At 41.2% G+C, this 12,737-nt stretch carries 7 protein-coding genes; 3 read left to right on the plus strand and 4 right to left on the minus strand.

The genetic code is table 11. From position 1 onward, the window contains the following. Positions 1–60 precede the first annotated feature (60 nt). Both DS2_RS06785 and DS2_RS06790 read left to right on the plus strand, forming a co-directional pair. A complete protein-coding gene (locus tag DS2_RS06785) occupies positions 61–2,172 on the plus strand; it encodes a sensor histidine kinase (protein ID WP_160168543.1) in 2,112 nt (703 codons plus the stop codon). Between the two features lie 9 nt (positions 2,173–2,181). Next, the gene (locus DS2_RS06790) at positions 2,182–2,817 is read left to right on the plus strand and encodes a response regulator transcription factor (RefSeq protein ID WP_035013936.1); all 636 of its coding nucleotides are present in this window, start codon (positions 2,182–2,184) and stop codon (positions 2,815–2,817) included. Between the two features lie 12 nt (positions 2,818–2,829). Here DS2_RS06790 and DS2_RS06795 read toward each other — a convergent pair whose 3' ends face one another. The 4 genes from DS2_RS06795 to DS2_RS06810 all read right to left on the minus strand — a co-directional run bounded on the left by DS2_RS06795 (position 2,830) and on the right by DS2_RS06810 (position 9,824). After that, entirely contained in the window at positions 2,830–4,380 is a 1,551-nt protein-coding gene (locus DS2_RS06795; protein ID WP_035013937.1) for a sulfatase-like hydrolase/transferase, read from the minus strand. A gap of 172 nt (positions 4,381–4,552) precedes the next feature. After that, positions 4,553–6,829, minus strand: coding sequence for a CRTAC1 family protein (locus DS2_RS06800; protein WP_035013938.1), 2,277 nt, complete (start codon positions 6,827–6,829; stop codon positions 4,553–4,555). A 4-nt stretch (positions 6,830–6,833) separates the two neighbouring features. Further along, positions 6,834–9,200 (minus strand): alkaline phosphatase D family protein, encoded by a 2,367-nt coding sequence (locus DS2_RS06805; protein ID WP_035013939.1) that lies wholly within the window; start codon positions 9,198–9,200, stop codon positions 6,834–6,836. Between the two features lie 42 nt (positions 9,201–9,242). Beyond that, positions 9,243–9,824 (minus strand): GntR family transcriptional regulator, encoded by a 582-nt coding sequence (locus DS2_RS06810; protein WP_051479688.1) that lies wholly within the window; start codon positions 9,822–9,824, stop codon positions 9,243–9,245. 270 nt (positions 9,825–10,094) lie between these two features. On the opposite strand from DS2_RS06810, the gene DS2_RS06815 reads away from it, so the two are divergent. Then, complete coding sequence (locus DS2_RS06815) at positions 10,095–12,662, plus strand: DUF7133 domain-containing protein (protein WP_035013940.1); 2,568 nt, start codon at positions 10,095–10,097, stop codon at positions 12,660–12,662. Positions 12,663–12,737 lie beyond the last annotated feature (75 nt).

Genomic DNA, 12,737 nt, shown 5'->3' on the forward strand with positions numbered 1-12,737 from the left:
TTGTTTGTATGGTTTATTGATTTTGAGCGTTAGATGATTTTGATTCGTTGGTTAACAAAAATGCTGATTTTAATTGCAACTAATGTGTTGTTGTATGTGGGTTGCACAAACATTGCCCTTGCGAATTCAACAACTGCTAGAGCTCAAGATATAGTTGATCCAATCAATCCACAAGTTTGGTTGCAACTACAGCACAACCATCAGCAAAATTTGTCTAGCTGGCCAGTCACTCGCATTGAGCAACTGAAAAAACTTGAGCAGGCACTTACCTGGAAAATTGCCCAACTACCGCGGCATTGCCCAATAATTCCGGACAAACGTTTAGGTTATCATTCAACACTAGAGCTAGCTGGCAGCGGCCAAGGTGATCACCATATTATCGAATTTATTTTTGATAAATCTTACATGCTAGAAGCGCTAACACTGGTTCCAGCACTCAATCCACTTAAACCTTACGGCGGTTCTTATGCGTTTCCTGCAAGGTTTAAAATTGAAGTTGCAAAAGATCACGAAAAATCCTTCACTCGTATTGTTGATTGGTTTGAATCCGACTTTCCAAATCCTGACACTTACCCTGTATATTTTAACAATATCAACCAGCAAGCGAATAAGTTACGCATTACTGTTCCAGCTAAAACGGCAGAACAAAGCAACGTGCATTTTGCCCTCGGTGAAGTTTTTATCTGGGCGAAAGACCCTCAAACAGGTGACACAATTAACCTACTGCAAAACCCGGATGTACAAATAAAAACCTTGGCGAGTTTTGAACAAACAACCAAATGGAACCCAGAATATTTGACCGATCAGCATACAAGTTTGGGTTTTGCGATCAGTGAACAGCAATCGGACACAGCTGATTTTTTGTTTACTGCAGAGAATGAATTGGGTGTTGATCACCAAGTCGAATTGATGCTTGAGTTGCCACAAGCTATCAGCATTAAAAAGATACAGGTATGGCCTGCAAAGCCGAGTGGTAATTTGTTGTTACCTGATTTTGCCTTTCCAGCGAGTATTCAGATATCGGCTGCTGAATCAGCAGATTTTAATTCAGCACAAATACTCGAACCCACAACCACAGGTGAGCAATTTGGCACTTTGTATTCGGTAAATACGGCCAATAAAAAAGTTAAATATATCCGTATTCAATTAGCGGATTTGCAGCAATTGAATAATCAATGGGTGTTAGGTTTAGGTGAAATTGCGATAGTGGCCAACAATGGTCAGTTGGTTAACAACGCAACAATCAAATCTAAAGGTTTACCGCTGGATGCGAATGCACAATTGAATCGATTATTAGATGGCTACGTGTGGGGACGTACAATTTTAACCGAGCAACAATGGTTAAAAGGTTTAGCGAAACGTCGGCCGCTCGACCAACAACTTAAACAGGTTAAAAATGAATTAGCTGCAGCGCATTCTTATTGGCAATGGTTGTTGTCGCAATTGACTATAGTTGGTCTAGTGTTGTTGTTTTTATTGCTGTTGCTAGCGGTACTTTTTTATCAAAAATCACAGCGCAATCGTGCGTTGATTAAACATTCTGAGCGGATAAATCGAGATTTACATGACGAAGTGGGCAGCAGTTTAGGCGGTATTACCTTATTGGCTGATTCATTGGCTCAAGGCCATAGTCAGTCGGGTGAGCTATTAAAAAATGAATTGGATGAATTGTCACTTATGGCGCGAGAGGCAAATGCGTCATTGCGAGAAATAGTTTGGCATAGTAAAGGTGATTCATGTTTATTACCCGACTTATTGCAATCATTATTTGAACGGGCACAGCGAGTTTTACGCAATGTAGTGGTTGAACAAAAACTAGCAGAACATTGCCCGAAAATTAAAGTCTCGACCGCCGTGAAGAAGCATCTATCGCTGTTTTTTAAAGAAGTGATTAACAATTGTGCACGGCACTCCGGCGCGACTCATTTAAGCTTAATTGCACGCTGCGAGCATGGCTTTTTAATCCTTGTAGTAGAGGACAATGGATGTGGCTTTAACCCTGATGATATTCACGATGGATGGGGGTTAAAAAACCTTCAAGCGCGGGCTGAAGAATTGTCAGCCGATTTAAAAATATCGGCTGTGCTAAACCAAGGTGTGCGTATTGAACTCAAAATTGATTTAAACACCTTGAGCCTGCAGCTAGGTGATAGTTATCAAACGTCAAATTAGAGGTAAATAATGGCTATTAATGTTTGGGTGGTAGAAGATGACGCGAGCTATCGTCGTACCTTGGTTAAAGTTTTAACGAATGATCCAACTATTGCTCAGTGTCGTGCATTTCCGTCGTGTATTGAATTATTTGATACACTAGCCAATACCGTACAACCCGATGTCATATTGATGGACTTAGGTTTGCCACGATTGGGCGGTGTTGAAGGTATTATTCAATTGCGCCAAACACACCCTGATTTGGTGATTGTGGTGCTAACGGTTTTCAGTGAAAAAGAAAAAGTTTTAGAAGCGATTGATGCGGGGGCTGCTGGCTATTTGCTAAAGTCAGCAAGCAGTGAACAAATCGTCAAAAACCTCCACGATGTCATCAAAGGGGGCTCAGTGTTGAGCCCTGAAATTGCCAAAATCGTGTTGCAAAACATTCGCAAAACCGCGCCTGAACCTGAGTTCAATTTAGCTGCCCGCGAAATTGAAGTACTTGAACAGTTGTCGCAAGGCTGCAGCGTAAAAGAAATTGCTCGTAACCTTGATATCTCCCACAGCACAGTCTCAACTTATCTTGCTAGAATTTATTCTAAGCTGCAAGTGCAGTCGCAGTCAGGTGCGGTTGCCAAAGCGCTGCGAAGTGGGATTATCAGTTAATTCAATTGATGTTTAATCGCTTATAGGATCATGTTCACTATGGTAAACATCAAACCTTGGCAATATGTCATTTAATAAATCGCGCTCTTGCTTGTGTTTATCAGACACCTGACTCCAATCATTTATAGAGGTAAAGCTGGTTAGGTCTTTAGGTGTTGAACTGACATCCCACCAGTCGTTGTTGCCGTCTTTCATTAGGTTAAAGCCGCGAATAAGTGTCATATCTTGTTTATAGGCGTATATCCAATCTCTGTGTTTATTGCTGTCTGTGGTTAAATACGGCCATAAACTTTTGCCATGAATTTCATAATCTTCAGGTATTGGTTGCCCCATAATATCCGCTAAGGTCGGCAGTACATCCGCAATGGACAATAGAATAGATTGTTTGCCTTGCTTAGTGAGTTGTTGACCTGGTGCATAGACAATAAACGGAACATGAGTACCTTGCTGTTTTACATGTATATGTTTGCCATAACCACTGGTACCGTTATCGGCGGTAATTATAAAAATGGTGTCGTTTTCTATCCCCATTTTTTGCAGTTTTTGCTGATACAACCACACTTGGTAGTCTAAATATTCTATATGGGTGTGAATACCAGGCTCGGTAACTGTGCCATTGAGTTGATACTGGCCTTTTTCGCCGGTGATATTGGGTTGTACGCGGGTATATTTTTCTCCATCCCAATTTACTATTGGTGTGCCTGGCCATTTGTCTTTTGATTCTGGCTGTAAAAAGTCAAAGGCGTCGTGACCTAGGTGCGTAGTATGGTAGACAAAAAATGGTTTGTCTTGTGCATGTTGGCGGTCGATAAAGTCAAAAATAAAGTCTAACTCAACATCTGGACCATAAGTATTAACCCCATAGTTTGCGATAGATTCTGGGGTATTTGGCCAATACTCCAAACTAGATTTAGCGCTAGGATGATTCATTAGTTGTACGTTTGGTTTCCAATACCAGCCTTGTTGCACGTAACTGCGGCCTTGAATTTTTTTACCTGAATCAACATTAAATAATTCACGTTGGCCATTTACTTTTCTGGCATGTACGCCAAAAGTTGTATGCTCACTTAATTCGGGATAGTTGGTACCTGGGGTAAATACGCCTTCGTCAAATCCATATACACTGTGATCAGTTGAATGACCCATTTGAGTTTTACCTGCCCAAATGGTTTTATAGCCTGCTTGTTGTGCAATGTGGCCGATTTGTAATGGGCTGGTTTCGTATAATCGGGTAGGTCGTTTTTTTCCGTTTTCATCTGTTACTTGGCCATAATCTTTGTTGTGCCACCACTTATGCAATGAGGCATAGCGGCCAGTCATCATCATAGCTCGACTAGGTGAACAAACTGTAGCCGCCCAAGCAGTTTCTACAAAAACGCCTTGCTCTGCCATTTGGCTCATTACTGGAATGTCGGCAAGTTTCGCTTTGTCGTCAGTCGTTTTGCCTCGGAAACCAGACCATTTAGACGATTGATACATGGCAAATTCACGCGCACTAATATCATCTGCATAAATGAGTATGATATTGGGCTTTTTGTCCTGTTGGTTGTTTTTGTTGGCCATTTGAGTGTCAGCTTGATGACTGCATGCGCTTAAAAGTAAGCTGCATGCTAGAGCCGTAATTGTGTGTTTTAGCATGATGTTCTACTTCGTTGGTGGTTGTTGTTAGGATTGTTGGTAAAAAGAGCCGCTCGTTCCTTGAGCGACTTCAACGACAAGATGTTTTATCTGACGTCTATTTGGTTTTATACAGCTTGTTAGCGTTTAAATTGGTTAACGTTTGGGTTTCACCATTACGCCAACGAATGGTTGCTGATTTAATTTTGTCTTCTTTTCCTAAACCAAAGTGGACAATATCTAACAAACTTTGTGCATGAACTTCACCAGCTGAACCAATTCTTTGTTGGTACTTTTTACCAGAGGCAGTTTCAATACTAACCAAGGCCGATTGTGGGTCTATATTGTGTTTAGGGCTGTAGTTGACATCGATTAGCAAGTAATTGTTGTCATTGTTTGTTTGGTTGCCAAACAGGTACCAACGACCTTCTTCTTCACTACCACTTAACAAATCTAGCTGGCCGTCTAAATCGAAATCGAATAACTGGCCCATGTCTCCATGGCCAACATCTGTTGGTTCATATGCGCCATGGCTGGTGATAATATCGAATTTGCCTTTGCCAGTATTCAGCAGCAATAAATCTGCAATACGCTCACTTAAATGACCATATCGATAGACAAATAGGTCTTGCCAACCATCGTTGTTAATATCCCCGCGCGTTACCCCCCAGTTGTTGCCACCTTTAGGTATATTCCATGCTTTGGTTGCGTTAACAAACTTATCGCCTTGGTTAACTAATAAAATATCTTGCACGTTGCGATTATTGGCTTTCCAATCGTAACTGACATCCGACAAGCCGGTTAGTGAGAAGGTTACCGTCCAATAAATATTGCGATCACGAACCCATTCTGCTTGCCATTTGCCATTGTCTAAATGGCCAATATATAAACCGTTGACGTTGCGCTCTTGTGGCCAACCCTGAGCATCAGCGGCCCTAAAGGTCATTTCTGACGGCGCTGTTTTCATTTCTTCCGGCAATTGGCTTGGTTGGAAACCTTTTGCTTTAACAATTTTACGAGTTTTGTTTTTACCTAAAAAGATTGCGAAACCATCGTTATACTGACGATAGGTTAAATCCATGTCGGATAGTTTTACCTGACCTTCAGCATTAAAGTTAATTAAGGTTGTGCCTTTTTCACCATCGTCGCGAATATCCAATCGTTTGGTTTGTGGATTGAAGTCGATTGATTTGCGTGAAAGCTGGTAGTGAGTGCGGCTACCTGCAAAATATAAATCCACCAAACCGTCGTTGTTTACATCTATATCTGTTGCAGCATTGTAGCCAACTTTTCCTTGGAGGTTTTTCGGCAGTAGCGTGCCAGTCACATTAGTAAAAGTGAAATCGCCATTTCCTTGCCATAAGGTGATTGGCGAGAAAATAACAACGTCGTCTATGTTATCGTTGTTAAAATCAGTAATAACAACTCGTTCGCCTTGGGCGTGTTCTAATCCTGTGATTCTCTGCTGGGTAAAGGTTCTGTCACCATTGTTTTTGTAGAATAGTTGGCGTGGGCCATCGTAATTGGGGGTTTTGGCGTTAAATAATGCAACGTCTAAATCACCATCTAAATCTAAGTCAATCCAGCGTGGTGAGCGACCTCGAGCTGGTGTTAAAATACCTGCTTCAGGCGAGGCATTGGTAAATTTCTGGTTGTCGTTTTTCAGCAATATATAAGAGGTCGGATTGGTACCATTCGCGCCACCTTGCGCAACCATAATGTCTAAGTCACCATCGTTGTCGTAATCACCAACGGCAGAGCCATGAAAATCTAACGAGTGCTTAAACAAACGCTCAATACTAACTGTTCCATCACCATTATTGGTAACAAGTTGGGTTGGTACATGGTTGTGGTTGTTTAAAACAAAGTCGTAATCGCCATCGCCGTCTATATCGCCAATAGATGGGCCACCGTACTTATAGGTAATTTCGGTATCAAAATTCGCTTGTTTGGAGATGTTAGCGAATTTGGGTAAATTTACGTCAGTGACATCTTCAAATCGTACTGAATGTATTTTGATATCAGCACTTCGGCGAATAAAAGTAAGTTCTTTTACCCCAGTGGTTTCAAAGTCGACTAAAAAATTAAGTTTGTGTTTACCTTTGTGCGGAATGTTGGCGTTATCGACAATTACTTTGCCATTAGCTAAAACACTTAAGTTTGCATATGGTTTGTCTATTGACACTTCTGCGACTAATCGTTTTGTGGTTGTGCCTGTTACTTGATACGGCGTTGTGAAGTTATTGCTATTAGTTAGCGTTTGTACTTGCTTGATGACCGGACTATTTTTTGCTGCTACATTTGCAACAGAATCAGTTGTACCAACACAGCCAGTGGCTAAACTGGCACTGGTGACAGCTAAGGCGATTACTGCCAATTTTTGATTGAATTTCATTGTATTAACCTATTTTATTTATGCCGATATTCTCGTCTTGCGCTATTGTTACAGGCCAACCTGGGAATTGGTTGTCCGCGTTGTTATTGCTTACATCAACTAAAAACTTGTATGCGGATGTGGTGTAAGTTTTATTTTGAGTATCGAATTCAATAAAGCCGAAACCACTACCTTTTTCATGCGCTTGAATGTACCTATTTCCCGATTTACCTACTTGTGGATTAGCAACTGCATACACGTATATTTTGTTGCCGAAGCTATCTAAATATTCACCGGTTTGTTCTAAACCGTGCGATGGACGATTCTTCATTGGTAAACCCATAGCATCAGGACGCCACCATCTTGGCCAACCAGCTGATATTGCAGGTGTACAAAATGCCCAATTGCTGTCGCGTTGTTCGTTTACACCATATTGCGATAGTGTGCCTAGGTGAGTATCACCACATATATGTAAAGCTTTAGATTTGCGCATAATTTCAATTGCACGGTTTCGTGCTGATGCTGGCCAGCCACTGCTGTCGAAATCATATTTTAGGTAGCGGTCAGGTAGCGGCTGGTGGGTTGAAATACCCGCAAATACAGTTTGGCTTAACATGGCTTTAAGACTATGACCACGCCAATCGTCAGCCCATTTTTCTAAAAAAGCTTCTTGGCGCTTACCTAATAAGTCTAAACCTTCGCCGTCAAAGTCAGGGTTAAAGTAATTTGGTGCTTCGTCGTTGCCTGTCACACCAACATCAATATTCAATGTCTCAGGGCCACTTTTCCATTGTCTATCGGCAATAATGGCGAAACTGACGTTGCCATAAACCAGCTCGGTGTAATAAACACTAATGTTGCGTGCAGAAGGGGTAGGGTCAACTGGATCTGGGTGGTGGCCAGTGTGGGTTTTATGAACTACATTCACCAGTTTTACTGGGCTAATGTAACCCCCTGCATTGTCAGTTCGGCCACTTGCAACTGCTTCGTCACTCATTGCATTGCCGCCTTCACCCCATAAATTACCTTGGAGAATATCGTGGTCATCTGGCAAAACAACGGTAGGGGCGTTGCGCATTGCTTCTCTAAATGCCCAACCAAACTGATAATATTTTCGTAAGTAATTGAGAATTGCTAAATCAGCTGGCGCATAAATAACACCGAAACCACCGTGGTTTTCGTAAATTTGGTCGCCAGAAAAGTAGACCAAGTCAGGATTCATTTTTACCACATTTTCGGCAACCGGCGCATATGGGAAACCATAATCATTTTGGCAGGTCAATGCGGCCATGCGTAAATTACGCTCGGTTGGATTTGCTTTAATAATGCCACTAAAAGTATCGGTGTTTTGACTATTGTCAGTTAGCGACTCTTGATAAATAACACGATAATTGAAGTCAGAGTTGGCTTGCCAATTTTCCACTACAAACGTTGCAACCCAAGCGTCTTTGTCTAGCTCTGCTTGCGCAACTTGTTGCCATTGTCCATTTTTTTCAACCTCTAGTTGTAAAGAGTGATTATCTTGTTTACCGAGTGGGCCTGTTAAAGCACTCAGTTTCAGAATGTAACCTTTGTCTGATCTCGAGTCATTAAGGGTATACATGCTCCATAGAATTGGACCGAATTTTTGGTCAGGAATATCGCAAATTGCATTACCTTCAAACTGCCAATCGCTGAATCTAAACTTGCTGCCATTGTCAGGGCCTGTTTGCTCAGACGCTAGAGTAAAATTGCTGACAACCGCAATGTTACCGCTCACCTCGCTCGCAGGGTAGTAGTCGGTAAGTTCAGCAAGCAATTGATTATTGCTGTCAAATGCTTGAGCTGTCAGTGCATATATCCCATTGGTCGGTACACCCGACAATACGATTTTTGCGCTATTTAATTTTAATGGAGTATTGAGGTGAACTCGTTTTTTGCCAAGCACCAATTGGCCATCAATGATACCTGCATCAATACCTTGTTGAACAAAACAGTTACTTTTGTATTCGTTAATATCGCTTTTGGCGCCAATTCGTAAACCTGCACCACCGTCTAGCTCACCTTGGTGGTATTTTTCAACTATTACTGACGTTTTAAAGCTGGCGGTAACATCTGTTATTTGGTGAACCAGAGAGTGAATGCTACGGTTGCCACCGGTTGAAACACACTCTGCGGCACCATTTTTAATACACCAGTTTTCCATTGGGTTTGCCCAATATTCACCGCCGATAAATATTCGGTCATGGTTTTTGTGCCATTGTGAACTTTTAGCTTTAGTGAGTTTAGTTGGGTTAGAGGGCCCGGTAGCTAACAACTTGTCGGACTCTTGATTTGTACAGCCAATGGCTGATGTTGCAACACCGGCCATTGCAATTTTTAAAGCGTCGCGACGAGTTAATTGATATTTCATGACTTTACCTCGATACACATCGTAAGTGCTGATTGTTATTAATTATTGGTTCGCATGTGTGTTTATTTGCTGAAGTTTGCTTAATTGTTGTTGATATAGCTCGAGCTTATCTGCTAGTGACTTCTCAGTGATTTGATTTTGATCAACTCTAATTGCCATTAGATACCAAAGGTTTGATAAATCTTTGCCTGCTGCTAGCTCTATATAAAGCTGTTGGAATTCGAGCTCCGCTGCTCTAAATTCGTTTAATTCACCATGTTTTAAATGCACTTCCATCTGAGTTGTCAGCGAAGACAAATTGTTGAACTGGTGTGTTGTAACGCATACAGCTTCGGCTGAGCTGAATTGTTCTATGCTGCTTTTAAAGCTCAGCATAAGTTCGTTAACTGGTTCGCTTAACGGTTGGCACACGAAGTTGCCGCAGTTGCGTTTGCTTTCGATCAAACCTTCTTTATGTAAAATTAATAAAACTTCTCGTATTGGTCCCCTTGAGACATCAAAGCGTGCGGCTAAATCTTGTTCATTTAACTTTTCGCCTGGGAGGTAGTCGCCAAATATCAGTTCTGTTCGCAGGATATCGGCAATTTGCGACTGAATCGTACTGACTTTTCTATTTGTTAACATGGTTAATCTCCGAGAAACTGTACAGTTTGGTTTTAAAAAGCAATACTGTTGTTTTATGTGTTAAGTATAATGTTAACAAAAGTTGTTGCGTTGTAAAGTTTAATGTTTAAAATAAATTCAATATATGAGTCAAAATGATGTATTGTTGAGGTCTTATGGTTTTATTAGGTGGTTGTTAGCTAGTAAATGATCTATGTTTTATTAAGCTGGTTTCTGATTTTTATTTGTATATAATTATTTGTAATTATATTTAAATTTGGTTGTTAAATAATGAAAAGAATATCTTTAGCAGTAATGGCTGTTTTAGCAAACACGGCTATTACAAGCGCTCAAGCAGAAGAGCAGATAACGGCACTGTCGCCAACAGAGTCACTTGCGACAATGCAAATTCAAGATGGCTATAAAATGGAGTTAGTTGCTCACGAGCCTATGGTTGAAGAACCAGTGCTACTGAGCTTTGATGGAAAGGGGCGTATGTACGTCGCCGAGATGTTGACCTATATGCAAGATATAGATGGCACTGGGCAAATGAAACCAGTTAGCAGAATTAAACGCTTAGAAGATACAGATAATGATGGCGTTATGGACAAAGCTACAGTGTTTGCAGACAAGCTATTACTCCCTAGGATGATTTTGCCTCTGCAGGACGGCAAGATTTTAGCCCGTGAAACCAATACATTTGATTTGTTGTTATTGGAAGATACCGATGGTGATGGCGTCGCTGATAAACGTACAACAGTTTATAAAGGGGGTAAAAGAGGCGGAAACTTAGAGCATCAACCAAGCGGGTTAATTTGGGGAATTGACAACTGGTTGTATGTTACTTATACCAATAGGCGTTATAGAGTTGAAGGTGATAAAGTTATATCTGAAAACATCCGTTACGGCGGTGGCCAATGGGGGTTAGCGCAAGATGCAGTTGGGCGATTATACTATTCAACGGCAGGTGCCGAAAAACCAGTATTTAATTTTCAGTATCCAAGTGTTTATGGCGCGATTCCGATTAATGGTGAAACAGCTCCGGGTTTCAACGAAGTTTTTCCAATAGAAACCATCCCTGACGTTCAAGGCGGGAAACCTAGATTACGTGATGATAACACCCTAAATCATTTTACTGGGGTTGCTGGGCAAAGTATTTACCTTGGCGATAAGCTACCAGATTTAATCGGAGATTATATTTTACCTGAACCCGTGGGGAATTTAATTCGTCGCGCCAAAGTCACTCGTGACAATGGTTACTCTGTTATTTCTCACCCATATCAAGCTGAAAAAAGCGAATTTATTGCATCGACAGATTCGTCATTTAGGCCTGTTTGGAGTGAAACAGGCCCAGACGGCACTTTATATATTGTCGATATGTATCGTGGGATTATCCAAGAAGGTAATTGGACGCGTGAAGGCTCTTATTTAAGAGAAGTAATTAAAAAACATGGCTTAGATAAAATTATTGGCGGTGGGCGCATATATCGCGTGTCGAAACCTGGTGTAGAATTAGGTGAAAAGCCAAATTTATACGCTCAATCAGCCGAGCAGTTGGTCGAGTATTTGGCGCATGATAACCAATGGTGGCGTATCAACGCACAAAAGTTATTGGTGCTTAATCAAGATAAATCAGTTGTGCCAGCACTAAAAAGCGTTTTATTTAACCACAAAAATCCATTGGCTCGATTACATGCATTGTGGACATTGGAAGGACTAAACAGTGTTGATTTGGCCTTGTTAGCGAAAGCTTTTGCTGATGACGATCACAATGTTCAAGTTGCGGCAGTGCGAATTTCCGAACGGCTATTTACTGATAAAGACCAAAGCATTGTTAAGATTTGGCGCGACCTGCTAAATCAAGCAGACATAGAACTTACCCAGCAACTATTATTATCGATTTATTACGTGAATGCCTCTGATAGCACGCGCGCGCAGTTTGTTGAAGTCGCTAACAAAAAATACCCAGGGCACATAGGGGTCAATGCCATTGTGAAGTCAATGGAATATCAAATTAAAGAACAGAGAGCGCAAGCTAAGTTGGCCAAAGGCAATAAAGCATTGGCAGAATCAATGCAGCGTGGTAAACGTCATTTTGAATCTTTATGTGCTGATTGCCATGGTCAAGACGGTAAAGGTACTCCTGCTGGCACTGGCTTGTTAGCTCCTTCATTTGCTGACAATGCACGGGTAAACGGTGATCTTTCTATCCTTGGTCGTATTGCCATGCAGGGACTTGTTGGTGAAATTGAAGGTAAAAACTATTTAGGTGTGTCTATGATGTCACTCGCATCACATGATGACCAATATATAGCGGATGTTTTAACCTATATTCGAAATAGTTTTGGCAATAAAGCAGAAGCTGTGAGACCTGAACAAATTGCACAGATTCGTCAATTAGAAACACGCAAAACTGCTTGGACGTTAGACGAATTAAATGCTCAATTTGCTCAAAAGCTCACTAACAAAAAACAATGGAAATTTAGCGCAAGTCACAATCCGAAAAACTTTGCTGCATTAATTGATGGCAAAAAAGATTGGCGACGTTGGACCAGTGGGGTGAATCAAGATATTGGCATGTGGCTGCAAGTTGAATTGCCGCAGGTTTATCAAATCAGTCGAATTGATATGGATTGCCGCAAATTTAACTGGCAGTGCGCCAAAGCCTTTGATTTGGAGTTTTCAATCGATGGTAATAACTGGACTAAAGTCGATAGTAAAATTAAATTCGCCAAATCCTATCAAATGCAAACGTTGGGACAACAAGCTAAATACGTACGCTTTGTACTAACAAATGGTAGTTCGCAACAACCATGGTCGATGACCGAATTAGATATTATCGGTACACCTGTTAATTAGTGGTGGTTTGTTTAGTAGGACAATAAAGGCAACTTCGGCTGCCTTTATTGTTAGTAGAAGTGTTTAATAATAGGA

The sequence above is a fragment of the Catenovulum agarivorans DS-2 genome, from assembly GCF_000568405.1.
In the GTDB taxonomy this organism is placed as follows: domain Bacteria; phylum Pseudomonadota; class Gammaproteobacteria; order Enterobacterales; family Alteromonadaceae; genus Catenovulum; species Catenovulum agarivorans_A.

Excerpts from the sequence above, each read along its gene's own strand:
- DS2_RS06810 (WP_051479688.1), bottom strand. The coding sequence starts at position 9,824 with ATGTTAACAAATAGAAAAGTCAGTACGATTCAGTCGCAAATTGCCGAT.
- DS2_RS06795 (WP_035013937.1), bottom strand. The coding sequence starts at position 4,380 with ATGGCCAACAAAAACAACCAACAGGACAAAAAGCCCAATATCATACTC.
- DS2_RS06790 (WP_035013936.1), top strand. The coding sequence starts at position 2,182 with ATGGCTATTAATGTTTGGGTGGTAGAAGATGACGCGAGCTATCGTCGT.
- DS2_RS06800 (WP_035013938.1), bottom strand. The coding sequence starts at position 6,829 with ATGAAATTCAATCAAAAATTGGCAGTAATCGCCTTAGCTGTCACCAGT.
- DS2_RS06805 (WP_035013939.1), bottom strand. The coding sequence starts at position 9,200 with ATGAAATATCAATTAACTCGTCGCGACGCTTTAAAAATTGCAATGGCC.
- DS2_RS06815 (WP_035013940.1), top strand. The coding sequence starts at position 10,095 with ATGAAAAGAATATCTTTAGCAGTAATGGCTGTTTTAGCAAACACGGCT.
- DS2_RS06785 (WP_160168543.1), top strand. The coding sequence starts at position 61 with ATGCTGATTTTAATTGCAACTAATGTGTTGTTGTATGTGGGTTGCACA.